Genomic DNA, 25,077 nt, shown 5'->3' with positions numbered 1-25,077 from the left:
CGTGGCACGCTCGACTCATGAGCACGGAGGAATCGTCCTTCACTCTCGGTACGGCGTTTCGCCCGGACACGATCGGCGATGGTGCGGTCCGGGCGATGGTGGGCGTCCTCGACGCGCAGGACGTGGCTCCGTCGATCGAGCGGCTCCGGGCCTGGGCGCTGGCCGCCGGCGACGTCCAGCCCGGCGAGGTCTGCGTCGACGTGGGCAGCGGCACCGGCGTGATGACCCGCCGGCTGGCGGCGCTGGCCGGGCCCGACGGACAGGCGATCGGCCTGGAGCCGAACGAGATGCTGCGCGCGGTCGCCACCGAGCGCGCGGCCGCGGCGGGGTCGACGGCCGAGTTCCGGCCGGGCCTGGCGACCGATATCCCGCTGCCCGACGCGAGTGTCGACCTGGTCTGGTGCGAGCGGGTGCTGCAGCACGTGCCCGACCCGGAGACCGCGATCCGGGAGGTCGCCCGGGTGCTGCGGCCGGGTGGCCGCGCGCTGCTGCTCGACTCCGACCACGAGTCGCGCGTCGAGTCCTCGATCGACCCCGACGTCGCCCGCGAGATGCTGGTCGCGTTCCTCGGCCAGCTCGCCAACGCGCGCTCGGCGCGCGACATCCCACGCCTCGCGATGCAGGCGGGACTGGTCGTGGACCCCGACATCGGGTCGTCCGCGCTGGTCTACACCCAGGAGGAGCTGCAGGACTTCGAGCTGTACCGGCTGTCGGGCGACCAGGCCGTCGCGGAGGGCCGGATCACCCGCGCGCAGGCCGACGAGGCGGTGCGGTCGATGAGCGAGGCGGCACGGCAGGGGTGGGCGTTCTCCGCCATCACCGTCTTCGGCTTCGTGTGCCGCAAGCCCGGATCGGGCACAGTGTCGTCATGAGAAGGCTCGGGATCCTCGTCGCCCTCGTGGTCGCCCTCACGGCTGTGCCGGCGTCCGCCGCCGTTCCCACCGAGCGGACCGTCACCGACCCGGCCGAGCCGGGCATGGCGTGGGACATCCGCAGCGTGACCCTGCAGGCCGCGGACGGGCGGTACGCCCGGGTCTTCGTACGGCACGCCCGCGCGGTCGACGTCGGCGACAACATCGAGGCGTGGTTCGACACCGACGACGACCGGGTGCCCGACGTCTACCTGACCGGGCTGGGGTTCTCCGAGTACGCCGTCTACAAGGCCCGCGGCTGGCGGGGCCACGGCCGCGAGATCAGCGACCGCGGGTGCGCGACCCTCAAGATGGTCGGCCGGCGCTCGATCGTCCGCTTCGACCCGAGCTGCCTCGCGCCGTCCGCGCGCTACTCGGTCTCGGTGCGGTCCTCCGTCGAGGAGCAGCCCGTCTCCACCGTCGACTACGCCCCGGACCGCCGGCAGCTGACCCGCCCGGTGAGGTCCTACCTCCCCGGTCAGTAGCCTCACGGCATGGAGCAGCGAACCCTCGGCAGGACCGGCCGCGAGGCCTCGGTCATCGGACTCGGCACCTGGCAGCTCGGTGCCGACTGGGGCGACGTCTCGGAGGACGACGCACGGTCGGTGCTGCAGGCCTCGGTCGACGCCGGCGTGACGTTCTTCGACACCGCCGACGTGTACGGCGACGGCCGCAGCGAGCAGGTGATCGGGCGCTTCCTGCAGGACAACCCGGGGATCACCGTCGCGACCAAGATGGGCCGCCGGGTCGAGCAGCTCCCCGAGCACTACACGCTCGACAACTTCCGCGCCTGGACCGAGCGCTCCCGCCGCAACCTGGGCGTCGACACCCTCGACCTGGTCCAGCTGCACTGCCCGCCGAGCGCGGTGATCGACGCGGACGCGACGTACGACGACCTGGACACGCTGGTCGACGAGGGCGAGATCGCGGCGTACGGCGTCAGCGTCGAGACCGTCGACCAGGCGCTGTCCGCGATCGCCCGCCCGCACGTCGCGTCCATCCAGATCATCCTCAATGCGTTCCGCCTCAAGCCGCTGGACGCGGTGCTGCCCGCGGCCGCCGAGGCCGGGGTCGCGATCATCGCGCGGGTGCCGCTCGCGTCCGGTCTGCTGTCGGGCCGGTACGCCGCCGACACGACGTTCGCGCCCGACGACCACCGCACCTACAACCGGCACGGCGAGGCGTTCGACGTCGGCGAGACGTTCTCCGGCGTGGACTACGAGTCCGGGGTCCGCGCGGCGCAGGAGTTCGCGGCGCTGGTGCGCGACCTCGACGTCACGCCGGCCCAGGCCGCGCTCGCGTGGGTCGTGCAGCAGCCGGGCGTGACCACGGTGATCCCCGGCGCGCGGAACGCCGAGCAGGCGCGGGCGAACGCCGCCGCCGGGCTCGTCGAGCCGCTGCCGGAGCGCGTCCTGGCGGGCGTCACCGAGATCTACGACCGGTACTTCCGCGAGGCCGTGCACGGCCGCTGGTAGTCGCTCACGCGAACTGCTTCAGCAGCCGTGCCCGACGCTGGAATCGGCGCTGGCGACGCCGCCGCGGGCGCGCCGCGGGGTGCACCTGGCCGGTGGGGTCGATGTCGAGGTGGGTGAGCATCAGGGCAGTGGTGGGGTCGGTCATCATGTCGAGGACACTGCTCGCCTGAGGTGCCCCGGCACATCGGGAGACCTGCCTAGATCGAGGTCCGCGTTACCTCAGGTCGGCCTCGGCCCGATCGGGAGCGCGGGTTAGGCTGAACCCGATGAGCGCCGAGGACTACTGCGACCTGTGTGACCTGCCGCTGTCGACCTGCGTGCACGGGATGCCGCCCGCTCCGCCGCCGCCCCCGGCGCCCGTCAAGGCGCCGCGCGTGCGGACCACGACGGCCCGGAAGGCAGCCTCCCCGGCGACGACGACCCGTACGGCCCCGCGCCGGTGGACGCCGCCGGAGGTGCTCGCTCCCGCGATCGTCGCCACGCTGACCGAGGCCGGCGGCGAGCTCGACCAGGAGGAGCTGTTCACCCGGCTCGAGGAGCTGATGGCCGACCGGCTGACCGACGCCGACCACCAGACCACCCCCGAGGGCGAGCTGCGCTGGCGGTACGCCGCCCGCAAGGCGCGCCAGACGCTGGTCGCCGAGGGCGTGATGGTCAAGGGCCGGCCCGGCGCCTGGGTGCTCGCCTGACGTAGCGTGCCCGGTGTGGACGAGCTGAACGTGCTGGGCGGACCGCTCGAGCCGTGCGGGACCGACCCGATGACCGGGTTCTACCGCGACGGGAGCTGCTCGTGCGGCCCGCAGGACATCGGCCTGCACGCGGTGTGCGCGGTGATGACCGCGGAGTTCCTCGAGCACCAGCGCGCGATCGGCAACGACCTGTCGACGCCCATGCCGGACTACCGGTTCCCGGGCCTGCTGCCCGGCGACCGCTGGTGCGTGGTCGCGGCCCGGTGGCTGCAGGCCTACGAGGCCGGGGTCGCCGCGCCGGTCGTGCTCGCGTCGACCAACGCACGGGCGCTGGAGCTGGTCCCGCTGGAGTACCTCGACGAGCACGCCGTCGACGTGCCCGGCGACCCGAGCTCGCTGCTGTAGCCGGAAGAATCGTCTAGTCCAGCGCTCGGAAGTCCCCCGGACCCGGCGGCGTGCGCCCTAGCCTCAGACCTCCGCCTGTCTCCGTTCTGAGGACCTGTCATGAGTGACACGAACGACTCCGTACCCGCCCCCGACACCACGTCGGCCGCGGCGCCTCCGCCGTACTCCGCGCCCTCGGGTGCGGTCACCCCGGCGCCCGCCGCCCCGGTTGCGGGGTACGCCGCTCCCGCTGCGGGACCGGTGGGCAAGATCCGCGGCACCGGTGCCTGCATCCTGCTCATGATCGTCACGTTCGGGATCTACGGCATCTGGTGGTACTTCAAGACCCACGACGAGATGAAGCGGCACTCCGGCGAGGGCATCGGCGGTGCGCTCGCCCTGCTGCTGGCGCTCTTCGTCGGGATCGTGCTGCCGTACATCAACTCCAGCGAGGTCGGGAAGCTCTACGAGCGCCGCGGCCAGCCGAGCCCGGTCAGCGGCGCCACGGGTCTGTGGTACTTCCCGGGCATCTTCATCCTGGTCGGCCCGATCGTGTGGTTCGTCAAGACCAACGGCGCGCTCAACGAGTACTGGCGCTCGCAGGGCGCCCAGGGCTGAGCCCTCGTCTCACGGTCCGGTGACGACCGGGATCTCGATCCCGAGCCGCGCGGCTCCTCGGAGCTCCAGGTCGTCACCGGACCAGAACTTCCCCGGGTCGTAGTAGTTCGTGGGGCGATCGCTCCCCAGCAGACCCATCGCCTCGTACGTCGCGGCGACCACCTCGGCGCAGTACGTCAGCTCGGCGGACGCCGCCCGGCGTACCCGCCCTCGCGCCCAGCGCCCCACCAGCTTCGCTGTCGAGGGGAACGGCGTCCCGTCGAGGCGGGCGATCGTCGTGAGGACCGCGTCCTCCATCTCGGGCGTGACCCGCGCGTCGAGCTGGCGCAGCCACGCCTGCTGCTCGTAGCGGCCGGTCCACTGCTCGACGGCCTCGCGCAGGTCGTGCAGCTGCACGCCGCGGTGGTGGCTGTTGGTCCACACGTCGCGCAGGCCCTTGCCGAGCTCGGCGTGCCACATGAGCGGCGGCAGGTCGTCGAGGACCACCGCCATGCCGACGTGGTTGACCGGCGCGTTGGTGAGGACCCGGATAGCGTGGTCGGCAGCCGACTGGCCGCGGAACAGCCAGAGGTCGCCGGTGCGGGTCAGGTCGACCGCCTGGTCCAGCGTCAAGGTCATGGAAGGTGTCCTCGTGAAGCTGTGGAAGTGGCTCGGGCTCGCAGGTCTGGCCGGGGTGGCCGCGACCGGGGCCATCATCGCGCGTGACCAGCGGCAGCGGGCGCAGCTGAGCCCCGAACAGGTCCGCGACCGGCTCCACGAGCGGCTCGACGAAACTCGGTCGCGGCCCTCGCCCGGTGCGTGACAGGCTTCTCCAAGTCGACTCCAAGCAGGCTCCAAGCGGGGTGTTCCACGATTGTCGTGCCCGCCAAGGAGGCGGGCAGACGACAGAAGGGAACCCGTCATGAAGACCGCGACCATCGAGCGACGCCACGCGTGGAAGGCGCTGTCCAAGCAGGACAAGCAGGACCGTCTCCAGGTGATGCGCCGAAGGCACCAGTCCCAGGTCGAGTTCGAGATCCTGCGACTCCAGAACCTGCGGTGAACCGCTCGTGCGCCCGGCTGCGGCCCGGTGCTGACCCGTCGAGATACGTGATACGGCCCTTGGAATGTGATTCCAGGGGCCGTTTCACGTTTCTCGACGGTTGGTGCCGTCGCTGGTGGCCGCTCGGACGCGGTCGGCGATGTGGGTGAGCCATTCGCGGTAGGACACCCCGTCATCCGGCATCACGTCACAGCCGAGGCGGTCGAGGACCGCTTGGAGCTCGGACTCGCTGTCGTGCGCGCTCAGGAGCCACGCGACCTCATCGGGGAGTGTGGCTGCTCTTCTCGGGTTCTTGCGGGCGAACTCGTCGATGTTCTCGTCGACGGTGCCGATGATGTCGAAGTCCTGGTGCAGCCAGCCGCCCATCAGCTGGGCGAGCCCTGGCATCTCCATCCTGGCCTCCATCAGGGGATCGGGTAGCTGGTGATGATCCGGTAACCCTCGGGCATGGTGTCGTCGACCGCGAGGACGGTCCGGAGCCCGGTCGCGTCCATCATCCCCGTGATGCGATCGGCGATGCGACCGATGACACGCTGCGCGCCGTCTTCGAGGATGAGGTAGTCGTCGGAGTTCGAGGTCATCCATTCTCTGATCTCCTCGGAGCGTGAGCGCAGCTGTCGCTCGATCAAGCGTTCACCCACAGCGCGCTCCGAGAACGTGGAAGCCCGCCTCGGGCCGCCGCGGGAGAGTACGCGGGCCATGAGGTCGTGGTCCGACTTGCCGAAGTGCCGCTCGAGGGCGTGGCCGCGCCGAGCTCCTTCGTGCCGCTCGAGCAGGCTGCGATGCTCCCTCCCCATCCGGATGCTGCCGCGCTCGGTCCGCACGAGCGGTCGTGCGGCTCGCAGCCGCGAGAAGTAGGCCCGCGCGTCCCGCAAGGTCAGTGACACCGGCCGCAGGGTGCCGGCAGTCCCCGTCGTGAGCAGCCGCAGCGAGTCCACGATCAGCTTCAGCTCGCGCGAGGCCCAGGCGAGGCGGGCCGAGCCGACGGCGCCGGCGGCGGGGGCGGCGAGGCCGCCGGAGATGACCGAGAGCGCGCCGCCGACGACCGCGGTGGCGGCGAGCTCGATGGAGAGGTCGGTGAGGAGGTCGAGCATCTCGTCGCGCTTGGCGTCGACCTGGTCGGCGTAGGCCTCGCAGGCCAGGCCGATGGCGGCGAGCTGGTCGGAGAGCGAGGCGGCGCGGGTGCGTAGCTCCTCGGTGGTGGCGACGGCGAGCGGGATCTCGGGGGAGCGCTCGTCGGCGAGGTCGCCGAGCGCGGTGTCGCAGTGCGCGGTGAGCAGCGAGACCGCCCCGGCGGCGGTGCGCCAGGAGCCGGCGGCCGACCGCAGCCGGTCGGTGTCGGCGTCCGGCCACACGACCCCCTCGATCTGGTCGAGCACCCAGGCGACCGGGCCGGGGACCGACGCGGCGTCGCCGCCGAGCGACGTGGGCGGCACGGCGACGAGCATCCCGACGCTGTCGTCGGCACGCGTGGGCGGCGACGAGACCGAGCCACCCGACGCGACCTCGGCGCCGTGGTGGTTGGTCAGCGACGCCTGCGCGAGGCGTCCCAGCGACCCGAAGGCGCCGACCAGGTCGCCCAGGGCGGCGAGCGCCTCCGCGGCGGCCTCGTCGTACGACGCCGCGAACTCGCCCGCCGTCGCGTCGTCGCCCGCCATGCCGCCGCACCCGGCCAGCCGGTCGGCGAGCGCGGCGCAGGCGTCGGCGGCGAGCAGGTTGCCGCTGACGAACGCCTCGACCGCGCCGGCGTACCCCTGCCCGAGCACCGCGACCCTCATCGGACCTGCTCCCACATCCGCAGGTTCGTGTCGGCGGCATCCGCGTAGTTCGCGTGGGCGGTGTCGGCGGCCGCCCGCATCTCGCCCAGCGCCGCGCGCATCGAGCGGAAGCCCGCCTCCCACTGCGCCTGCGCCGCGGCCTGGGCGTCGGCGGCGCGACCGGACCACGGCAGCTGGATGCGCGCGACCTCGTCGAGCAGCGCCTCGAGCGCGGCGCCGCAGCGCGCCATCTCGTCGACCGTCGCGACCAGCTCGTCGAGGTCCACGCCGTACAACAGCGAAGCCATCAGCCCAGCCGATCCGTCAGCCGATCCGTCAGCCGGCCGAGGTCCGCGCCGGACCCGACGTCGGTCGCGGTCACGTCGGCGTGAGCGGCCTCCAGCAGGTCGGCCATCGTGGCCAGGCCGGCCAGGACGGCTGACGCGGACCGCTTCCAGTCCGCCCAGCCCTCGGCGTACGCCGACGCCGCGGCGCCGCTCCAGCCGCTGTCGAGCAGGTCGTCGACCCGTCGCGCGACGCGGTCGCAGTCAGTGCCGAGCTGGTCGGCGGAGCGGCGGACGTCGGCGACGGCGGAGAGGAACGTCATGCCGACAGGGTTCCCGGCAGCCGACCGCCCCGACACCGCCCGTTGGCGGCCTGTGGACAAACCCTACGAGAGCGGCTCGACCTCGTCGTACCCGCCGACCCCGGCAGCCAGCTGCGCGAGGTGGTGGTTGCCATCGCCGAGCAGGTGGTCGAGCGCGGTCAGCCGGCTGGTGTAGTTCCCGATGGCGTACTCCGCGGTCACGCCGATCCCGCCGTGCAGCTGGATCGCCTCCTGGCCGATGTGCCGACCGGCCCGGCTGACCTGCAGCGACGCACGCGAGGCCGCGACGGCCGTGTCGCCGTCCTCGGCCAGCACCATCGTCGCCCAGGTCGCGAGGCTGCGCGCGAGCTCCAGCGACACGTACATGTCGGCGGAGCGGAACGTCAGCGCCTGGAAGGTGTTCAGCGTGACGCCGAACTGCTTGCGGCTCTTGAGGTACGACGCGGTCATCTCGAGCGCGACCTCCATCAGGCCGACCGCCTCGTTGCAGGCGGCGATCCGCGCGCTGTCGAGCACCCGCGCGATCACCGCGGTGGCATCGCCACCGTCGCCCAGCGGGGTCGCGGCGGTGCCGGAGAACGTCACCTTCGCGGCGCGGCCCCCGTCGTGGGTGGGATACGACGTCCGCTCGGTCGCGGAGCCGTCGACGACGAACAGGCCGGTGCCGCCGCCCTCCAGCGCCGCGCTGACGATCAGCACGTCGGCGCGCGCGCCCTGGACGACCGGCTCCTTCACGCCGTTCAGCGAGCCGCCGGAGGCGGTCACGTCCGCGGCCGAGGCCGACCAGCGCGAGCCGGGCTCGGCGTGCGCGAACGTCAGCAGCGTCTCGCCGGACGCCAGGCCGCCGAGCAGCGTCTCCTTCTGCTCCGCCGACCCGGCCGCGGCGACCAGGCCGCCGGCGAGCACGACCGACGTCAGGAACGGCTCGGGCGCGAGGACCCGGCCGAGCTCCTGCGCCACGATCCCGACCTCGATCGGGCCGGCACCCATGCCGCCGTACTGCTCCTCGAACGGCAGCCCGAGCACGCCCATCTCGGCCAGCTGCTGCCAGACCTTGTCGGAGAAGCCGGGGTCCTCGCCGACGGTGCGGCGGCGGTTCTCGTAGTCGGAGTAGGCCTTGCCGACCAGCCCGCGGACGGCCTCACGCAGCGCCTGCTGCTCGTCGTCGTAGGTGAAGTCCATGTCGCTCTCCTCCAGAGGTGGGCTCAGAGACCCAGGATCGTGCGGGCGATGATCTGGCGCTGCACCTCGTTGGAACCGCCGTAGATCGAGGCCTTGCGGAAGTTCAGGTACGTCGGCGTCGCGTGCCGGGTCCACAGCGGCAGCGCCGAGTCGTCCGGGGCGCCGCTGGCCAGCGAGGCCGGCCCGGCGAGGTCGACGACCAGCTCGGTCACGGCCTGCTGCAGCTCGGTGCCCTTGAGCTTGAGCACCGACGAGGCCGGGTGGGGCTTGCCGTCGGCGGAGTGCGCGACCACGCGCAGCGCGGTGAGCTCGAGCGCGAGCAGCTCGTTCTCGAGCTCGGCGAACCGGGCCGCGAGCAGCTGGTCCTCGAGCAAGGGGCCGGCGAGCTTCTTGGCCTCGGCGAGCACCCGCTTCGTGGCGCCGACCGGCGCGACGCCGACCCGCTCGTTGCCGAGCAGGAACTTCGCGTAGTCCCACGCGCGGTTCTCCTCGCCGACCAGGCAGTCGAGCGGCACCCGCACGTCGGTGAACCACACCTCGTTGACCTCGAACCCGCCGTCGATCATCTCGATCGGCCGCACCTCGACGCCGGGCAGCGTCATGTCGATGAGCAGCATCGAGATGCCGGCCTGCTTCTTGGCCTCGGGGTCGGTGCGGACCAGGGTGAAGATCCAGTCGCCGTACTGGCCGAGCGTGGTCCACGTCTTCTGGCCGTTGACGACGTACTCGTCGCCGTCGCGGACCGCGGCGGTGCGCAGCGAGGCGAGGTCGGAGCCGGCGTCGGGCTCGGAGAAGCCCTGCGACCACCAGATGTCGAGGTTGGCCGTCGCCGGCAGGAACCGCTCCTTCATCTCCTGGGACCCGAACTGCGCGATCACCGGCCCGATCATCGAGGCGTTGAACGCGAGCGGCTGCGGCACGCACGCGCGCTGCAGCTCCTCGTGCCAGATGTGGCGGCGCAGCGGCGACCAGTCCTGGCCGCCCCACTCGACGGGCCAGTTCGGCACCGCGAGGCCGTGGGCGTTGAGGATCCGCATGCTCGTGACGAAGTCGTCCTTCGAGAGCTCCCGTCCCTCGCGGACGGCGTCGCGGATCTCCTGGGGAACCTGGGTGGTGAAGAACGCCCGCATCTCGTCGCGGAACTCGGCATCCTCCACGGACAGCGCCAGCTGCATGTGTCTCCTCCTGGGGCTCGACCCCCACACGCTACTGGCAGGTAGATGGGATGTCTGGGTAGTAGCCCGCCGCCAGGGGTGACGACGTACGATTCAGAGGTGGTCTGGGGGAGGGCGGTTCTCGGCGCGGCGGTGGTCGCGATGCTTCCGCTTGCTCCGGCGCTGGCCGACAGCACCGTCGTCGTGCACGGCACCGCGTTCCCGAGCGGCCGGGCCGCGCAGCTGTCGTTCGTCGGCTGCGACGACCCGTACCTCCGCGCCCCCGAGCAGCCGCAGCCGTACGTCGGCATCGGCCCGGACCAGGCGCCCGCCGGCACCCGCAGCCTCGGCTACGACGCCGCCGGCGGCAACGCCGTCGGCTCGGTCCACTACGTGGACTCGATGCTGCGGACCACGGTCGCCGGCATGTCCGTGCACGCCCCGGACGGCGCCTCCGGCGTGACGTACGCCGGCTACCAGGAACCGGCCGACTGGGGCACCGGCAAGGTGTGGTTCGGCCGGGCCGCGCTCTCCGCGCCGGCCGGCGGCTGGACCCGCGTCGACGCCGCCGGGCTGGCGTTCACCTGGACCAAGTACGACATGCTCACCCAGCGCCGCCTCGACCAGACCGCCCCCGCGAGCAGGATCCCGGCGTTCGTCAAGGCGCACGGCGGTGACGGGCCGGGGTTCTTCACGATCGGCTTCGGCTGCGACGGTCGCGCGTTCAGCATGGACGCGTGGCGGATCGGCGGCCCGGGCGGTGTCACCACCTACGACCTCGAGGGCCTGACCACGACCACCTCGATCAGCGGCCCCAACGGCGTGATCGACCCCGGCCAGGAGGTCACGCTCCACGGAGCGGTGGTCGACAACACCGGCGCGCCGCTGCCGGGAGCCCGCCTCGTCCTCGAGGCGCAGGGCGAGAACGGCGCGTGGACGCTGGTCGAGGGCGCCGGGGGCGCCGACCCCGCCCTCACCGTCGCGCCCGAGGCGACCACGACGTACCGCTGGCGCTTCGTGGACCGCCCGCTGGCCGAGGGCAGCGCGTCGGCGCCGTTCACCGTCGAGGTGCGCAAGGCCGAGCAGGCCCCGGAGCAGACCCGCAAGCAGGCCCGGGAGCAGACCCGCCAGCAGGCCCGGGAGCAGACTCGCAAGCAGGCCCGGGAGCAGGCGCCGGAACGTGCGCCGGAGCGGGCGCGCCGCCACCGCTAGCCGCGTTCGGCTGCCTACGGTGATCGGATGCGTCGTCTGATCCCGAGTCCCGCGATGGTCGTCGCGCTCCTGGCGCTGCTGCTCGCCACGGGCGGCGTGGGGTACGCCGCCGGGCAGATCCGCACCAAGGACCTGCGTGACGGGGCGGTGACCAGCGTCAAGATCCGTGACGGCGCGGTCGCGCCCGCCGACCTCGCCCCGGCCACGCGGGCGTCGATGCGCGCCCGGGCGTGGGCGAACGTCGACCTGGAGGCCCAGCTGGTCGAGTCGCGGACCAAGGGCTTCGCGTCGGTGACCCGGCCCCGGACCGGCGTGTACTGCCTGACGCTGAGCGACGACACCCTCGACCCGGCGACGACCGCGCCGGTCGTGACCGTGGACTGGGACGCCTCCGCGGCGCCCAACATCACGGCGCACCTGTCGACGTCGGCCCACCAGTGCCCGGAGTCCGCCGACCTCGGGGTGCGGACCTACGCGTGGGTCGCGGGACGCAACAGCAAGCTCGCGGACACGGTCGCCTTCACCATCGTCGTACCGTGAGGGCATGCAACCCCTCGTGGTGATGGGTGTCTCGGGCTCCGGCAAGTCGACCGTGGGCGCCGCCCTGGCGCAGCGACTGCGGGTGCCGTTCGAGGACGCCGACGACCTCCACCCGTCCGCCAACATCGCGAAGATGAGCCGCGGCGAGCCGCTCGACGACCACGACCGCTACCCGTGGCTCGAGCTCGTCGGCGAGTGGCTCGCTGTCCACGAGGACGGCGGGGTGATGAGCTGCTCGGCGCTGAAGCGGAAGTACCGCGACCAGATCCGGGGGGTGGCGCCGGGCGTGCGTTTCCTCCTGCTGGACGGCACCCCCGAGGTCATCGCCGCGCGGCAGGCCGCGCGCCCGGGCCACTTCATGCCGCCGTCGCTCCTGGCCTCCCAGTTCGCGACCCTCGAGCCGCTGCAGCCCGACGAGGACGGCGTCGTGCTCGACGTCGACCAGAGTGTGGATGCGATCGTGCAGGGGTATGTGGACCTCATGACTCGGGACACCCACAGCTGATGGACGTCGTCGAACCCGTAGCGGCGGGCTGGCAGCTGATCACCGCAGCCCTCGCCGCGATCGCGCTGATCGTCGTCCTCATCACCGTCGTCAAGGTCCACCCGTTCCTCGCGCTGATCCTCGGCGGGCTGACCGTCGGCATCATCGCCGGCGAGAACGTCAACGACGTGCTGGCGTCGTTCACGACCGGGTTCGGTACGACGGCCGCGGGCGTCGGCGCGCTGATCGCGCTCGGCGCGATGTTCGCCAAGCTCCTCGCGGACTCGGGCGGCGCCGACCAGATCGTCGACACGATCGTCGGCCGCGCGTCGCCACGGATGCTGCCGTGGGCGATGGCCGCCGTCGGCGCGATCATCGGCCTGCCGATGTTCTTCGAGATCGGCCTCGTGCTGCTGATGCCGGTCATCTACCTGGTCTCGCGGCGCGCGCAGATCTCGCTGATCACGGTCGGCATCCCCGCGCTGGCCGGTCTGTCGGCGATGCACGGCTTCGTGCCGCCGCACCCCGGCCCGGTCACCGCCATCGACTACCTCGGAGCCGACCTCGGGGTCACGCTCGCGCTGGGCATCGCGGTCGCGATCCCGACGATCGTCGTGGCCGGTCCGCTGTTCGGCGTCCTCGCCGGCCGCTGGGTCGTGGTCGAGGCGCCCTCCACCTGGGACGCCCCGGACCGCGACGAGAGCTCGCGGCCGTCGTTCGCCGTGACCATCGCGACGGTGCTGCTGCCCGTGGTGCTGATGCTGAGCAAGGCCGTCGCCGACATCGTCATCGACGACCCCGAGGACATGGTCCAGCAGGTCTTCGACCTGATCGGCAACCCGTTCGTCGCGCTGCTCATCTCGGTGCTGGTCGCGATGCTGACGTTCGGCGTCGGCACCGGCATGAACCGCCAGAAGATCTCCGACACCGTGGGCAGCTCGCTCGGCCCGATCGCGGGCATCCTGCTGATCGTCGCCGCCGGCGGTGGCTTCAAGCAGGTGCTCATCGACACCGGCATCGGCACCCTGCTCGCGGACTGGGCCTCGGACAAGAACATCTCGGTCCTGCTGCTCGCCTGGTTCATCGCCGTCCTGATCCGGCTCGCCACGGGCTCCGCCACGGTCGCCACGATCACCGCGAGCTCGCTGATGGTCACCCTGGTCGAGGGGATGTCGACCGGCGAGGTCTCCCTCGTCGTCCTGGCCGTCGGAGCCGGCTCGCTGTTCTTCTCGCACGTGAACGACGCGGGCTTCTGGCTGGTCAAGGAGTACTTCGGGATGACGGTCGGGCAGACCATCAAGACGTGGTCGCTGATGGAGACCGTCCTGTCGGTCAGCGGTCTGGTCGTCGTGCTGATCCTGGGGATCTTCATCTAGCTGCGGCACTACGGTGCTGCCGTGACGGAAATGGCGCACGAGAGCGACCGCGACGCCGCGGTCGCGCTCGTCCAGGCTGCGTTCGCCGTGGGCGAGATCGTCGAGGCGGACCGCGACAAGCGCATCGAGCAGCTGCGGATGGCGCAGACGCTCGACGAGATCCGGATGGTCACGCACGACATCCGCTCGGCGGCGCCGGAGGTGGACTACCCGACGCTGCAGGAGATCCAGGCGACGAAGGACCGCCCGCCGCGGTCGAAGGCGGTGATCCTGGTGCCGCTCGCGGCCGTGCTGGTCGCCGCCATCGCGCTGGTCGGCGGGCTGGTCGCGCTGATCCAGAACAGCTCCGACGACGACGGCTCCGGGGTGCTCGGGATCGGGTCGGAGGAGGCGGACGTGCTCAGCGAGGAGGGGTATCAGGACCTGCTCGCCGCGGTGCGGGACGAGACCGGCGGCAGCACGGCGTTCTCGGCAGTGCTCTACCCGACGTACGCCGTGGTCGAGCTGCCCGTCGACGAGACCAGCCAGCGCGAGGAGTACTGGTACTGGGACGGCGAGGAGCTCACGAACAACGGCACCAAGAGCACGTCGAGCTTCCCGCGCACCGACCTGGCGCAGATCGACCCGGCGCTGGTCGTGGAGCTGGTCGAGCAGGTGCGGACCAAGGTCGAGGAGCCGACGTCGTGGTACGCGATCGTGCGCGCCCCGGACAGCGATCGCGCGGTGGTGTGGGCCTACGCGTCCAACGAGTACAACGAGAGCGAGTACGTCGGCGCCCGCCGCGACGGGACGATCACCTACGACTCGACGGAGAACTGACCGGGGTCACGCGAGCGCGTAGAGGTAGCGGCTGCTCGGCACGAGCTCGAGGTTCTCGCCGGCCCCGAAGCGCGCCACGCTGGCCATCAGCTCGGTGAGCCGGCGGTTGAGCTCGTCGTCGTCGCCACCGCTGCCGTAGAACGCGTGCATGTCGGTGATGCCGGCGCTGGGGAACAGCTCCTCGACGAGGGCGTCGATCGGCGGCGCGTCCGCGGTGACCGCGCCGGTCACGATGTTCTGCACGTAGCCGAACGTCGCCTGGGTGCGGATCGCGACCGGCGTGTGGTCGACCATCCAGATCCGCAGCCACTCCTCGCGGGGGAGGTCCGCCGGCCGCCGCAGGATCGCGACGTTCGCCAGCGCGTCCGCGCGGCTGCCGTCCCACGCCTCCGGCGGGTCGAGGCGGCGGCGCTCGTCGACGCGGTAGCCGTGCACGCGGCCGACATCGGCCAGGGCCGTGCTCACCGCGGCCGGGTCGGCGTCCCAGGTGCTCACGATCGCGCGCACCGGCGTCTCGAACTGTCCGAAGCGCATCGCCCCGGCCACCGGCTCGTCGTCGACGTTCAGCTGGAGGTGGTGCACGCCGGCGTCGCGGAGCGCCGCGTGGAGCGCCTCGTCGTGCAGCGCGGTCGGGTCGGCGTCCCACAACAGGAACATGTTCTTGTTCACGGGGTGACGGTAGCGGGCGGTTTCCCCGGTGGGCCGGGGAAACCTGACGTTCTGGGCCGAAACTTCGCCCGAGAACGTCAGGGAATGGCCGAACAGTCGGTGTGTCATTCTGCCGGGGTGCGCCGCGACCGGATCGTGATCCAGCCGTACGACGCCGCGTGGGTGGCCGGCTTCGAGACGCAGCGGGCCGTCCTCGAGCCGGTGCTCGGCGTGCCGGTGCACCACATCGGCTCGACATCGGTGCCGGGGCTTCCGGCCAAGCCGATCATCGACATGCTTGCTGTCGTCGAGGATCGCGACCAGGTGGACCTCGTCGCAGTCGAGGCAGCCGGATGGCGGCACGCGCCCGAGCCTGGCGACGAGGAGCAGCGCAAGCTGTCGTTCTGCCATCCGACGGTCGAGCATCGCACTCATCACCTGCATGTGGTCGAGTACAGCTCCGAGGGTTGGCGGGACTGGTTGCTGTTTCGCGACTACCTGCGCGAGCACCGGGACGAGGCCGAGCGTTACGCGGCGCTGAAGCGCGAGCTCGCCGCAGCCGACGACACTGACCGGCCTCGCTATCGGGCCGGCAAGGCGCCGCTGATCGCGGAGCTGATGCTCACCGCCCGGTCGTGGCGACTCGCCTGATCAGGCGGATCGTCGGGTGACGAGCTCGTCGGGTGGGAGCGGCAACGTCGCCTCGTCGGTGGCGAGGTGCAGCGGCTCCAGCTTCACGCCGGCCCGGTGGCCCGCCTCGAGAATCATCCGCCCCCAGATGATGTCCTCGTCCAGGACGCGTGATCCTCCGGGCCGTGAGATCAGGAAGGCGAAGCTCCCGCCGATCCCGTCTTCATCCAACCCGGCGAGCACATCCGCGAACCCACTGGTCAGCTCTGGATCCGGCAAGCCGTCGCACTCCGCGATCTCGGTGATGACGGGCAGGAGGGTCCGCTCCTCGTCCAACCTGACCATCCAGATGCTGCGGCGACCGAAGCCCCAGGGGCCCATGAGGCGAGCCCACACGCCCTCCAGCTCGGCCTGGGTGTGAACGGTGGGTCGGTACGGCTCATCCATGCCACGACGGTGTCACGCTTCGCACGGGACCGTCGGTGCTCATCCACAGCCTCAGAGCACGGAGCGGTAGACCTCGACCGTCCGCTCGGCGATCGCCTCCCACGAGAACGACGAGATCGCGCGCTCCCGGCCGGCCCGGCCCATCTCGGCCGCCCGCGCCGGGTCGGACACCACGGCGGTGAGCGCGGCGGCGAAGTCCGCGACGTACTGGTCCGGGTCGAGCGGGGTGCCGGTGCCGTCGGTGGCCTGCGCGATCGGGACCAGCAGCCCGGTGGTGCCGGAGACGACCACCTCGGGGATGCCGCCGGTGGCGGTCGCGACGACGGCCGTCTCGCAGGCCATCGCCTCGAGGTTCACGATGCCGAGCGGCTCGTAGATCGAGGGGCAGGCGAAGACGGTCGCGTTCGTCAGCAGCGCCACCACGTCCCGGCGCGGCAGCATCTCCGGGATCCACACGACGCCGGAGCGCGAGGCGCGCAGCGACGCCACGAGCCCCTCGACCTCGGCCAGGATCTCCGGCGTGTCCGGAGCTCCCGCGCACAGCACGATCTGCACGTCCGGCGGCAGGGCCGCGCAGGCGCGCAGGAACAGCGGCAGCCCCTTCTGCCGGGTGATCCGCCCGACGAACACCACCGACGGCCGGTCGGGGTCGACGCCCAGCTCGCGCACGCGGTCCGGGTCCACGACGGGCGCCCAGTCGGCCGTGTCGATGCCGTTGTGCACGACGTGCACCCGCGCCGGGTCGATCGAGGGGTACGACGTCAGCACGTCGTCGCGCATCGCCGCGGACACCGCGATCACCGCCGCGGCCGCTTCGTACGACGTTCTCTCGACGTACGACGAGACCGCGTACCCGCCGCCGAGCTGCTCGGCCTTCCACGGCCGCAGCGGCTCGAGCGAGTGCGCGGACACGACGTGCGGGACGCCGTGCAGCAGCGCGGCGAGGTGGCCGGCGAAGTTGGCGTACCAGGTGTGCGAGTGCACCAGGTCGGCGCCGGCGCACGCGTCCGCGATCGCCAGGTCGACGCCCAGGGTGCGCAGCGCGGCGTTCGCGCCGGCCAGCTCCGCGAGGTCGGCGTACGACGACGTCAGCTCCTCCGAGCGCGGCGCGCCGAACGCGCGCACGTGCGCCTCGACGTCGGAGCGGGAGCGCAGGGCCCGGACGAGCTCCGCCACGTGGACGCCGGCGCCTCCGTAGACCTCAGGTGGGTACTCCTTGGACAGGACGTCGACTCGCACGTCCCCGAACCTATCCCTCGACCACTAGGTTGTGACCATGGTCAGCTCCCGGAAGAAGGTCCTCGCGATCGTCCTCGCCGGAGGCGAAGGCAAACGGCTGATGCCGCTCACGGCGGACCGCGCCAAGCCCGCGGTGCCGTTCGCCGGCATCTACCGGCTGATCGACTTCGCGCTGTCCAACGTCATCAACTCGGGCTACCTCAAGGTCGTCGTGCTGACGCAGTACAAGTCGCACAGCCTCGACAAGCACGTCACCCAGACCTGGCGGATGTCGTCGATGCTCGGCAACTACGTCGCGCCGGTCCCTGCTCAGCAGCGGGTCGGCAAGAACTGGTACCTCGGCAGCGCCGACGCGATCTACCAGTCGCTGAACCTCATCCGCGACGAGAAGCCGGACATCGTCGTGGTCGTCGGCGCCGACCACGTCTACCGGATGGACTTCCACCAGATGGTGAAGGCCCACACGGCCAGTGGCGCGGCCTGCACGGTGGCCGCGATCCGCCAGCCGATCGAGCTGGCCGACCAGTTCGGCGTCATCGACGTGCACCCCGACGACCCGACGAAGATCCGCGACTTCCTCGAGAAGCCGACCGACCCCGTGGGGCTGCCCGACAGCCCCGGCGAGGTGCTCGCCTCGATGGGCAACTACGTCTTCGACGCCGACGCGCTGGTCGAGGCGGTGACCCGCGACGCGACCGAGATCGGCTCCAAGCACGACATGGGCGGCGACATCGTGCCGTCGTTCGTGCGCCGCCAGCAGGCGGGCGTCTACGACTACAAGGACAACGACGTCGCCGGGTCGACCGACCGCGACCGCGGCTACTGGCGCGACGTCGGGACGCTCGGCTCGTACTACGCCGCGCACATGGACGTCGTGTCGCCGCTGCCGGTCTTCAACCTCTACAACTTCGACTGGCCCGTCTACACGTCGTACGGACCCCAACCGCCGGCCAAGGTGGTGCAGGGTGCCGCCGGCTCGACGGCGACGGTCGACGAGGCGGTGCTCTCGCCCGGGGCCGTCGTCGTCGGCGGCCATGTCCACCGCTCGGTGCTGTCGCCGGGCGTCTTCGTCCAGGACGGCGCGGAGGTCAGCGGCGCGGTGCTCATGAACGGCGTCCGCGTCGGGCCGGGCGCGGTCGTGCGCAACGCGATCCTCGACAAGAACGTCGTGGTCCCGCCCGGAGCCGAGATCGGCGTGGACCTCGACGCCGACCGGGCCCGCGGCTTCGTCGTCGAGGACGGCCTCACGATCCTCGGCAAGGACCAGGTCTTCCCGGGCTAGCCGGCGAGCGGCAGCCGCATCCGGAACGTCGTGCCCTCGCCGAGGGCGCTGTCGACGGTGATCGTGCCGCCGTGGGCGTCGACGATGGTGCCGGCGATGTCCAGGCCAAGCCCGGTGCCGGGGATGTGCTGGACGTTCGCGCCGGAGCCGCGGAAGAACCGGTCGAAGACGTGGGGGAGGTCCGTCTCGGGGATGCCCATGCCGGTGTCGGTGACCTCGAGCTCGAGCTCTCGGTCGCAGTGGCTGAGCGCGACCCGCACGGCGTCGCCGCACGAGCTGTACTTCACGGCGTTGGAGAGCAGGTTGTCGATCACCTGGCGGATCCGCTTCTCGTCGACCATCGCCACCACGCGGGGCGGCAGCTCCGCGGTGAGGCCGACCCCGGCGCGTCCGGCGTGTGGACGGGCCGCCTCCGCCGCCTCGCGGGCGACCCGGGCGACATCGACCTGGGCCCGCTCCAGGGTGAGACCCGACTCGGTGAACTGCGCGATCTCGAGCAGGTCGGACACCAACGACTGGAGCCGCAGCGCGTTGCGGCGCACGACGTCGACCTGGGAGCGGGCGGTGCCCGGGAGCTCGTCGTTGTCGGCGAGGATCTCGAGGTAGCCGAGCACCGAGGTCAGCGGGGTCCGGAGCTCGTGGGACATCGAGGTGACGAAGTCGTCCTTCACCTTCATCGCCCGCATCAGCTCGGTGACCTCGTGGTAGGCCAGCGCGGCGCCGAGGTGCTCCCCGGACGGGCTGCGGACCGTGCGCGCCGAGGTGATGAAGGCGCGCCGGTGCTGCTCGTCGGTGCCGACCCAGGTGGTGAGGTCGTCGAACTCCTCGCCGTGCATGGCGCGGTACGTCGGCAGCTCCTCGGTCTCGAGCGGGGTCCGGCCGTCGGCGGCGAAGATCTGCCCGGGGATCCCGGCCCGGCCGTGGTGACCGTCCGGGTGGGCCACGTCCAGGGCCTGGGCGTGCCGGCGGTTCATGCGCACGTACCTGCCGTCCGGCCCGATCAGCACCAGCCCGACCCGTACCGCGTCGAAGATCGCCTCCAGCTGCTCCTCGCGGACCTGCTGCTCGGTGATGTCGAGGATCTGCGCCACGAAGTGCTGCGGCCGTCCGTCCGGGTGGTGCAGCAGCGTCACCGAGACGTCGGCCCACACGACGTGGCCATCGGCGTGGAGGTAGCGCTTGCGCACCCGGTAGGAGTCGGTCTCGCCGGCGAGCGCGCGGCGGAAGCTGGTGGTGTCCTTGTGGACGTCGTCGCGGTGGGTGATGTCCTGGAGCCGGCCGCGGATCAGCTCCTCGGCGCAGCGGCCGAGCATCTGCTCGAACGTGCGGTTGACCGCGAGCAGGCGCCCGTCGAGGCCGACCTTGGCCATGCCGAGGGGCGACTGCTGCACCGGCAGCTGCCACAGGTCGGGTGCCTCCACCTGGGAGGAGTCGGCATCCGGGCGGCCGATCTGAAGGTTTCCGGCGCTCAGATCACGCCCGCAGCCCGCGCCGCCGCCGCGTAGGCCTCCGCCAGCGACGCGACGGTCTCGTGCGCGTTCAGTCCGCTCGGGTTCGGCACGATCCAGAGCTCGGCGCCGGCGAGCTGCTCCGGCTGCCGGCCGAGGGCGGCCTTCCGCCGGCCGAACGCCGTGCGGTACGCCGTGATCCCGGCGATCGCGACCACCTTCGGCGAGGTGCGGCGTACCGTCGCCTCGAGCTCCGCGCCGCCGGCCCGCAGCTCGTCGCCGGACAGCTCGCTGGCGCGCGCGGTCGCGCGGCGCACGATGTTGGTGATGCCGATCCCGCGGGCGCGCAGCCGGTCGCGGTCGGCGTCGGTCATGCCGTCCGACGGGCTGATCGGCTCGGTGATGATCCCCGCGGCGAGCAGCGCCGGGTAGAACCGGTTGACCGGGTGGGCGAAGTGGGTCCGGGTCGCTGCGGTCCAGAGACCGGGGTTGATGCCGACGAACAGCAGCTTGAGGTCCGGCCCGAGCAGGTCGGGGACCTCGGCGTCGCGGTAGGACTCGAGCTCGGCGCGAGTGAAGCGGGGCACCCGGGCAGCCTCCCATGTTCGGAACCCTCGCCCGCCGGGCACCGTCTGATCACCATGCGACGAACTCTCGGAACGCTCGCACTCCTGCTGACGATCGCCGGCTGCGGCAGTGACACCGCGGTGGAGGGCTCCCCGGACCCGCCGAGCGCAGAGGTCATCCTCGTCTCGGGCAGCGCGGGAGGCGGGAGGGTGGAGTCGGAGCCCACCGACGTGAGCGACGACGCGGACCTGGACGCCTACGTCGCCCAGTTCGGCGACGCGCTCGCGGCCGACGTGTCCGCCGCGGTGCGGAAGGTCGACGGCGACGTGGTGCTCGCCCAGGTGGTCTCGGTCGGCTGCGACGTACCCCCGGGCGCGTCCCTGCAGGACGGCGTGATCGTCGCGGAGAAGGTCGCGAAGCCGCTGCAGGAGTGCTTCGCACCGGTGACGACCGTGGGTGTGGCGGCGGGTTAGCCCTTCGGCGGGGTGTAGGTGACCTCGATGGCGTTGGCGACCGAGCGCAGGAAGCCGTCGGACGGCCGGTTCAGGACCCGCGTGCGGGTGCCGCGCCTGCCGACCATCGTCGAGGAGCCGCCGCCGTCGAGGTTGACCGCCTCGTCGGCGCCGAGGTCGATCATCAGGTTCGCGAGCTCGACCATCGTGTAGCCGCGGCTGCTGCTGCTCCGGCCGTCGACGACGAGCAGCAGCACCTCGCCGGTGTCGGAGTCGACGCCGATCGCGGTGCGGGGATGCATCTCCCGGTCGTCGACGACGTGGATGATCCCGTCGCTGACGAGGAAGCGGTTGCCGCTGATCGCCATCTGCGGGTCGCCCGCGAGCGTGCGCTGCACCGACACCCTGGTGCCGACCGGCAGCTCGCGGCGCAGCTGGGCCGCGCTGTCGCCGCGGCCGATGATGACCAGGCCGGCGATGTCGGTGCCCTCGCTGAGCTTGCGCCGGTTCATCACGACGCGCCCGCGCTCCACGGTGACCTGGCGGACCTGCTGGCGCTGGCCCTGGGTGACGCCGTACCCGGCGGTCCGGCCCCATCGGTGGGTGTAGATCCCGATGCCGCCTGGGGTCACGAACGGCGAGTTGAGGTTGGTGATCGTGAGGTCGCGGTGGAAGCGGATCCGTGCGGTCATCGGGAGGTCGCCGATGCCGGCGCGCCCGCGGCGGTCGATGTAGAAGGCGTTGTTCCAGCCGCCCTGGCGCGCGTGCAGCAGACCGAGCTGGCGGTCCTTGCCGAGGCCGAGCGGGGCGCCGGTGTGCCCGATGTCGTAGAAGTCGCCGTTGACCCCGGCGACCGCGTTGTTCTTGGCGAGGATCGACGGCACCGGCGCGGTCCGGCGTACGGCGCCCATGCTGGCGTAGTCGATCTTGAGGCCCGGTGTCCGGGGGTTGATCGTGAGCAGGTGCGCGACGATCGGCCCACGGGCGTCGGTCTGGCTCCACTGGCGGAACTGCACGCCGGGGGCCACCTGCCAGGAGGCCATCAGGGTCTGGGTCGACCGCCCGCCGAACAACGGCGCGAGCGGCGCGACCGGGCCGGGCTGGTCGCCCGAGGTGTGCTGGGGGTGGAGCGAGCGCTGCTCGTCGTGGCGCCGGTCCGCGGGCGCGTCACCGGGACCGGCGAGGGCCGGCGCGGCGGCGAGCAGGCCGCAGGCGGCGAGCGCCGCGGCGACGGTCAGGCGAAGGTGCACCTGATCAAGGCTAAGCGCCGGGCCGCCCCGGTTGGGGATCTCCGGAGCCGTGTCACCGGGCCTCAGCGGCAGGGGCCGGATCCCAGGATCGACAGGCCGTCGAGGTCGCCCGCGCCGAGGGTGCTGCGGCTCGTGGTCTCGGCGTACATCAGCTGGCCCGGGTCGTCGACGTGCTCGAGCCCGACCACGTGCCCGAGCTCGTGGGTCACGACCGCGCGCCGCAGGGTGTGGCCCATCTCCGCGAACGGGTCCCGGTCGAGCACGACCACGCCGGTGACGTAGGTCAGCCGGTCCCGCTCGAGGTGGGCGGCCTCGGCGCCACCGACCCCGGCGACGTCGCCGGCGAGGTCCGGGACCTCGTCAGGGGTGGCCCAGCCGATCAGCACCGGCGCCGGGGTCGTGTCGAGCGGGCCGCTCCGGTCGCTGAAACGGCGGTCGTCGGTGGTGCCGACGTAGTCGAACCTCAGGCCGGTCGCGCGGCTGATGTCGGCGACCGAAGCCGTGACGACCTCGGCGTACCCGGACGGCGCGCCCTCGGGGTTCACGACGTACCGGATCTCGCGGCAGGGGTCCCACGTGACCGGCTCGAGCCCGTCGGGCTGCAGCACGGCGAACTCGTAGCCGGAGCCGCCGCTCGTGGTGATCGTGAACGTGAGGTCCTGCCCGATCCCGAGCATCCCGCGCAGCTGCTCACCGGTCGACGTCGGGTTGAACACGACGACGAGCGCCGTCAGCGCCACGGTGAGGACGAGCGACGAGCGGGTCCGCCCGTGCGCCGAGAGCTTGCGGAACACGGCTCGATTGTCCGGCGTGCGCGCGCTCCGCGCCGGTGATCGCCGAAACCCGCACTAGGGTCGCCCCGTGACAGGGCCGTGGAACACGTTCGTCGAGGGCGACAACCTCGACGTGCTGCCCAGGCTGGGTCTGACCGCGGACCTGATCTACATCGACCCGCCGTACAACACCGGCAACGACTTCGCCTACCGCGACGACCACGGCAGCCACGCCGCGTGGGTGGCGATGATGCGGCCGCGGCTGGAGGCGGCGCGGGAGGTGCTCGCCGAGACCGGCGCCATCTTCGTGAGCATCGACGACAACGAGGTCGCGCACCTGCGGCTGCTGATGGACGAGGTGTACGGCGAGTCGAACTTCCTCGCCCAGGTGGTGGTCAACCTCAACCCCAAGGGCCGTCAGCTCGGCGGCGGGTTCGCGACCAGCCACGAGTACCTGCTGGTCTACGCGCGCGACGCGCGGCGCACCGTCCTCGACGCGACCACGACCGACACCGTCGACGAGCGGGACTTCCCGCTGACCGCGCCGGACGGGCGCCGGTTCCGCCACCTCCCGCTGCGCAACACCAACAAGAAGTTCAACCCGGTCACCGCGCGCACCCTGCACTTCTCGGTGTGGGGCGACCCCGACAGCGGGCTCGTGCGGACCACTCCCTTCGAGGGTGCGGTCGAGATCAGCCCGGTGTTCGGCGACGGGTCGCCGGCGGTGTGGCGGTGGAGCCGCCCGCGCATCGACGAGCGCCCGGACGACCTGGTGTGCCGGCGTGTGAAGGGGCGCGGCGGCGAGCGGGTCGATGTGTTCCAGCGCGACTGGCTGCACCGCGACACCCCGGGAGGCCGCCGCAAGAAGCTCCGCACCGTCTGGCTGGCCGAGGAGGTCGGCTCCACCGACACCGCGGTCGCCGAGCTCAAGGCGATCGTGGGCCACGTGTTCGAGTCGCCCAAGCCGACCGGGCTGATCCGGCGGATCCTGGGCACCATGCCCGACGACGCGGTGGTCCTCGACTTCTTCGCCGGCAGCGGCACGACGGGCCACGCCGTCGCGCTGCAGAACGCCGAGGACGGCGGCACGCGGACCTGCATCAGCGTCAACTCCGCCGAGCCGACGCGCGAGGGCTCGAACGCGCGCAACGCCGGACTGCTCACCGTCGCCGACATCACCCGTGCCCGGCTGCGGGCCGTCGCCGAGACGGTGGGTGGCGGGTTCGACGACCGAGGCGGCACGATCGAGCCATGAGTCGTTCCGGCAAGGGCCGTGTCGCGCTGGTCACCGGTGGGTCCAGCGGGATCGGGAAGGCGTCCGCCTACCGGCTCCGCCGGGCCGGCTTCGACGTGTACGCCGTCGCCCGCCGGCTGGACAAGCTGGCGCCGCTGCAGAAGGACGGCATCCGCACGTTCCGCATGGACGTCACCGACGAGGAGTCGATGACCGCCGGCGTCGACCGGGTCCTGGCCGAGGCCGGCCGCGTCGACGTACTCGTGAACAACGCGGGGTACGGCTCGTACGGCGCGGTCGAGGACGTGTCGATCGACGAGGCCCGGCGCCAGTTCGAGGTCAACCTCTTCGGGCTGGCGCGGCTGACCCAGCTCGTGACGCCGTCGATGCGCGAGCGGCACCGCGGCCGGATCATCAACATCTCCTCGATCGGCGCGGTGATCTACGAGCCGTTCGGCGCGTGGTACCACGCCACGAAGTTCGCGGTCGAGGGCTTCAGCGACAGCCTGCGGGTGGAGCTGCGGCCGTACGGCATCGACGTGGTGATCGTGCGGCCCGCCGGGATCGTCACGGAGTGGAACCGGATCTCCCGCGAGGCCCTGGTCGAGACCAGCCGCGGCGGCCTGTACGAGGAGCGCGCGGTCGCCGCCGCGCGGACCCTCAAGCACGTCGACAACCGGCTGCTCTCCAGCGGCCCGCGAGCGGTGGCCAAGAAGGTCACCAAGGCCGCCACCGTGGGGCACCCGCGCACCCGCTACCCGGCCGGGCGCGGGGCCCGGGTCATCCCGCTGGCCCGGCAGGTGCTCCCGGACCGGGCGTTCGACCTCGTCCTCGAGCGCGTGTACCTGAGGTGATCC

The 25,077-nt window shown here is 72.1% G+C and carries 33 protein-coding genes; 18 read left to right on the top strand and 15 right to left on the bottom strand.

Features of this window, described 5'->3' with window-relative positions; genetic code table 11:
* Positions 1-17 precede the first annotated feature (17 nt).
* The 3 genes from ABD875_RS15960 to ABD875_RS15950 are packed head-to-tail and all read left to right on the top strand — an operon-like array spanning position 18 to position 2,386.
* Entirely contained in the window at positions 18-872 is an 855-nt protein-coding gene (locus tag ABD875_RS15960) for a methyltransferase domain-containing protein (RefSeq protein WP_345179705.1), read from the top strand.
* Positions 869-1,396 carry a hypothetical protein gene (locus ABD875_RS15955; protein WP_345179703.1) on the top strand — a complete coding sequence of 176 codons (528 nt, stop codon included), beginning with the start codon at positions 869-871 and terminating at the stop codon, positions 1,394-1,396. The genes ABD875_RS15960 and ABD875_RS15955 overlap by 4 nt, the downstream gene beginning before the upstream one ends.
* Positions 1,397-1,405: 9 nt before the next feature.
* Positions 1,406-2,386 carry an aldo/keto reductase gene (locus ABD875_RS15950; RefSeq protein WP_345179700.1) on the top strand — a complete coding sequence of 327 codons (981 nt, stop codon included), beginning with the start codon at positions 1,406-1,408 and terminating at the stop codon, positions 2,384-2,386.
* 4 nt (positions 2,387-2,390) lie between these two features.
* On the opposite strand, the gene ABD875_RS15945 is transcribed toward ABD875_RS15950, so the two are convergent.
* Positions 2,391-2,534 (bottom strand): hypothetical protein, encoded by a 144-nt coding sequence (locus ABD875_RS15945; protein ID WP_345179697.1) that lies wholly within the window; start codon positions 2,532-2,534, stop codon positions 2,391-2,393.
* A 118-nt stretch (positions 2,535-2,652) separates the two neighbouring features.
* Between ABD875_RS15945 and ABD875_RS15940 the strand changes: the two genes are divergently transcribed.
* The 3 genes from ABD875_RS15940 to ABD875_RS15930 all read left to right on the top strand — a co-directional run bounded on the left by ABD875_RS15940 (position 2,653) and on the right by ABD875_RS15930 (position 4,077).
* Positions 2,653-3,075 (top strand): hypothetical protein, encoded by a 423-nt coding sequence (locus ABD875_RS15940; RefSeq protein ID WP_345179694.1) that lies wholly within the window; start codon positions 2,653-2,655, stop codon positions 3,073-3,075.
* A 15-nt stretch (positions 3,076-3,090) separates the two neighbouring features.
* Positions 3,091-3,480 carry a DUF2237 family protein gene (locus ABD875_RS15935; RefSeq protein WP_417614617.1) on the top strand — a complete coding sequence of 130 codons (390 nt, stop codon included), beginning with the start codon at positions 3,091-3,093 and terminating at the stop codon, positions 3,478-3,480.
* Positions 3,481-3,579: 99 nt separating this feature from the next.
* The gene (locus tag ABD875_RS15930; RefSeq protein WP_345179687.1) at positions 3,580-4,077 is read left to right on the top strand and encodes a DUF4234 domain-containing protein; all 498 of its coding nucleotides are present in this window, start codon (positions 3,580-3,582) and stop codon (positions 4,075-4,077) included.
* A gap of 9 nt (positions 4,078-4,086) precedes the next feature.
* On the opposite strand, the gene ABD875_RS15925 is transcribed toward ABD875_RS15930, so the two are convergent.
* Complete coding sequence (locus ABD875_RS15925; RefSeq protein ID WP_345179684.1) at positions 4,087-4,695, bottom strand: hypothetical protein; 609 nt, start codon at positions 4,693-4,695, stop codon at positions 4,087-4,089.
* Between ABD875_RS15925 and ABD875_RS15920 the strand changes: the two genes are divergently transcribed.
* Both ABD875_RS15920 and ABD875_RS15915 read left to right on the top strand, forming a co-directional pair.
* A complete protein-coding gene (locus ABD875_RS15920; protein WP_345179680.1) occupies positions 4,694-4,879 on the top strand; it encodes a hypothetical protein in 186 nt (61 codons plus the stop codon). The two genes, ABD875_RS15925 and ABD875_RS15920, sit on opposite strands and share 2 nt — an antisense overlap.
* A 99-nt stretch (positions 4,880-4,978) precedes the next feature.
* Positions 4,979-5,119, top strand: coding sequence for a hypothetical protein (locus ABD875_RS15915; RefSeq protein ID WP_345179674.1), 141 nt, complete (start codon positions 4,979-4,981; stop codon positions 5,117-5,119).
* A gap of 84 nt (positions 5,120-5,203) precedes the next feature.
* Here the strand turns inward: ABD875_RS15915 and ABD875_RS15910 are convergent, their stop codons facing one another.
* From ABD875_RS15910 to ABD875_RS15885, 6 genes are all read right to left on the bottom strand, one after another.
* Complete coding sequence (locus ABD875_RS15910) at positions 5,204-5,512, bottom strand: contact-dependent growth inhibition system immunity protein (RefSeq protein ID WP_345179670.1); 309 nt, start codon at positions 5,510-5,512, stop codon at positions 5,204-5,206.
* Positions 5,513-5,523: 11 nt separating this feature from the next.
* Positions 5,524-6,897 carry an RNase A-like domain-containing protein gene (locus tag ABD875_RS15905; RefSeq protein ID WP_345179667.1) on the bottom strand — a complete coding sequence of 458 codons (1,374 nt, stop codon included), beginning with the start codon at positions 6,895-6,897 and terminating at the stop codon, positions 5,524-5,526.
* The gene (locus ABD875_RS15900; protein ID WP_345179663.1) at positions 6,894-7,184 is read right to left on the bottom strand and encodes a WXG100 family type VII secretion target; all 291 of its coding nucleotides are present in this window, start codon (positions 7,182-7,184) and stop codon (positions 6,894-6,896) included. The genes ABD875_RS15905 and ABD875_RS15900 overlap by 4 nt, the downstream gene beginning before the upstream one ends.
* A complete protein-coding gene (locus ABD875_RS15895; protein WP_345179660.1) occupies positions 7,184-7,483 on the bottom strand; it encodes a WXG100 family type VII secretion target in 300 nt (99 codons plus the stop codon). The genes ABD875_RS15900 and ABD875_RS15895 overlap by 1 nt, the downstream gene beginning before the upstream one ends.
* Positions 7,484-7,546: 63 nt before the next feature.
* Positions 7,547-8,665 carry an acyl-CoA dehydrogenase family protein gene (locus ABD875_RS15890; RefSeq protein ID WP_345179657.1) on the bottom strand — a complete coding sequence of 373 codons (1,119 nt, stop codon included), beginning with the start codon at positions 8,663-8,665 and terminating at the stop codon, positions 7,547-7,549.
* 23 nt (positions 8,666-8,688) lie between these two features.
* Positions 8,689-9,840 (bottom strand): acyl-CoA dehydrogenase family protein, encoded by a 1,152-nt coding sequence (locus ABD875_RS15885; RefSeq protein ID WP_345179655.1) that lies wholly within the window; start codon positions 9,838-9,840, stop codon positions 8,689-8,691.
* Between the two features lie 99 nt (positions 9,841-9,939).
* Between ABD875_RS15885 and ABD875_RS15880 the strand changes: the two genes are divergently transcribed.
* From ABD875_RS15880 to ABD875_RS15860, 5 genes are read left to right on the top strand one after another with little or no spacing between them, the layout of a single operon-like run.
* The gene (locus ABD875_RS15880; protein ID WP_345179651.1) at positions 9,940-11,031 is read left to right on the top strand and encodes a hypothetical protein; all 1,092 of its coding nucleotides are present in this window, start codon (positions 9,940-9,942) and stop codon (positions 11,029-11,031) included.
* Positions 11,032-11,058: 27 nt separating this feature from the next.
* The gene (locus ABD875_RS15875; protein ID WP_345179648.1) at positions 11,059-11,571 is read left to right on the top strand and encodes a hypothetical protein; all 513 of its coding nucleotides are present in this window, start codon (positions 11,059-11,061) and stop codon (positions 11,569-11,571) included.
* Positions 11,572-11,575: 4 nt separating this feature from the next.
* A complete protein-coding gene (locus ABD875_RS15870) occupies positions 11,576-12,076 on the top strand; it encodes a gluconokinase (RefSeq protein ID WP_345179645.1) in 501 nt (166 codons plus the stop codon).
* Complete coding sequence (locus ABD875_RS15865; protein ID WP_345179642.1) at positions 12,076-13,431, top strand: GntP family permease; 1,356 nt, start codon at positions 12,076-12,078, stop codon at positions 13,429-13,431. The genes ABD875_RS15870 and ABD875_RS15865 overlap by 1 nt, the downstream gene beginning before the upstream one ends.
* A gap of 21 nt (positions 13,432-13,452) precedes the next feature.
* Complete coding sequence (locus ABD875_RS15860) at positions 13,453-14,250, top strand: DUF1707 domain-containing protein (protein ID WP_345179638.1); 798 nt, start codon at positions 13,453-13,455, stop codon at positions 14,248-14,250.
* A gap of 6 nt (positions 14,251-14,256) precedes the next feature.
* On the opposite strand, the gene ABD875_RS15855 is transcribed toward ABD875_RS15860, so the two are convergent.
* Positions 14,257-14,919 carry a hypothetical protein gene (locus ABD875_RS15855; protein WP_345179636.1) on the bottom strand — a complete coding sequence of 221 codons (663 nt, stop codon included), beginning with the start codon at positions 14,917-14,919 and terminating at the stop codon, positions 14,257-14,259.
* Between the two features lie 84 nt (positions 14,920-15,003).
* Here ABD875_RS15855 and ABD875_RS15850 point away from each other — a divergent pair, with 84 nt between their 5' ends.
* On the top strand, positions 15,004-15,549 hold the full coding sequence (locus ABD875_RS15850) for a GrpB family protein (RefSeq protein ID WP_345179632.1): 546 nt from the start codon (positions 15,004-15,006) through the stop codon (positions 15,547-15,549).
* Here ABD875_RS15850 and ABD875_RS15845 read toward each other — a convergent pair whose 3' ends face one another.
* Together ABD875_RS15845 and glgA are read right to left on the bottom strand one after the other, a co-directional pair.
* Complete coding sequence (locus ABD875_RS15845; RefSeq protein ID WP_345179629.1) at positions 15,550-15,975, bottom strand: hypothetical protein; 426 nt, start codon at positions 15,973-15,975, stop codon at positions 15,550-15,552. It lies immediately after the preceding gene.
* A 51-nt stretch (positions 15,976-16,026) separates the two neighbouring features.
* The gene (gene glgA, locus ABD875_RS15840; RefSeq protein WP_345179625.1) at positions 16,027-17,214 is read right to left on the bottom strand and encodes a glycogen synthase; all 1,188 of its coding nucleotides are present in this window, start codon (positions 17,212-17,214) and stop codon (positions 16,027-16,029) included.
* A 37-nt stretch (positions 17,215-17,251) separates the two neighbouring features.
* On the opposite strand from glgA, the gene glgC reads away from it, so the two are divergent.
* Complete coding sequence (gene glgC / locus ABD875_RS15835) at positions 17,252-18,496, top strand: glucose-1-phosphate adenylyltransferase (protein ID WP_345179622.1); 1,245 nt, start codon at positions 17,252-17,254, stop codon at positions 18,494-18,496.
* Here the strand turns inward: glgC and ABD875_RS15830 are convergent.
* Positions 18,493-19,917, bottom strand: a complete 1,425-nt coding sequence (locus ABD875_RS15830) for a sensor histidine kinase (protein ID WP_345179619.1) — start codon at positions 19,915-19,917, stop codon at positions 18,493-18,495. The two genes, glgC and ABD875_RS15830, sit on opposite strands and share 4 nt — an antisense overlap.
* A gap of 47 nt (positions 19,918-19,964) precedes the next feature.
* Positions 19,965-20,531 carry a mismatch-specific DNA-glycosylase gene (locus tag ABD875_RS15825; protein ID WP_345179616.1) on the bottom strand — a complete coding sequence of 189 codons (567 nt, stop codon included), beginning with the start codon at positions 20,529-20,531 and terminating at the stop codon, positions 19,965-19,967.
* Between the two features lie 54 nt (positions 20,532-20,585).
* Between ABD875_RS15825 and ABD875_RS15820 the strand changes: the two genes are divergently transcribed.
* Entirely contained in the window at positions 20,586-20,984 is a 399-nt protein-coding gene (locus ABD875_RS15820; RefSeq protein ID WP_345179613.1) for a hypothetical protein, read from the top strand.
* Here ABD875_RS15820 and ABD875_RS15815 read toward each other — a convergent pair.
* Together ABD875_RS15815 and ABD875_RS15810 are read right to left on the bottom strand one after the other, a co-directional pair.
* Positions 20,981-22,213, bottom strand: a complete 1,233-nt coding sequence (locus ABD875_RS15815) for a phosphodiester glycosidase family protein (RefSeq protein WP_345179607.1) — start codon at positions 22,211-22,213, stop codon at positions 20,981-20,983. The genes ABD875_RS15820 and ABD875_RS15815 overlap by 4 nt on opposite strands.
* A 62-nt stretch (positions 22,214-22,275) precedes the next feature.
* Positions 22,276-23,007, bottom strand: a complete 732-nt coding sequence (locus ABD875_RS15810) for a matrixin family metalloprotease (protein ID WP_345179602.1) — start codon at positions 23,005-23,007, stop codon at positions 22,276-22,278.
* A gap of 67 nt (positions 23,008-23,074) precedes the next feature.
* Between ABD875_RS15810 and ABD875_RS15805 the strand changes: the two genes are divergently transcribed.
* Together ABD875_RS15805 and ABD875_RS15800 are read left to right on the top strand one after the other, a co-directional pair.
* Positions 23,075-24,241, top strand: a complete 1,167-nt coding sequence (locus ABD875_RS15805; RefSeq protein WP_345179596.1) for a site-specific DNA-methyltransferase — start codon at positions 23,075-23,077, stop codon at positions 24,239-24,241.
* Positions 24,238-25,074: an oxidoreductase gene (locus tag ABD875_RS15800; RefSeq protein WP_345179592.1), complete on the top strand. Its 837-nt coding sequence runs from the start codon at positions 24,238-24,240 to the stop codon at positions 25,072-25,074. The genes ABD875_RS15805 and ABD875_RS15800 overlap by 4 nt, the downstream gene beginning before the upstream one ends.
* Positions 25,075-25,077: the final 3 nt, after the last annotated feature.

This window comes from Nocardioides caricicola (genome assembly GCF_039541135.1).
GTDB classification, from domain to species: domain Bacteria; phylum Actinomycetota; class Actinomycetes; order Propionibacteriales; family Nocardioidaceae; genus Nocardioides; species Nocardioides caricicola.
Note: the sequence above shows the minus strand (reverse complement) of the source record. Positions and strands in the feature narration are given on the sequence as shown.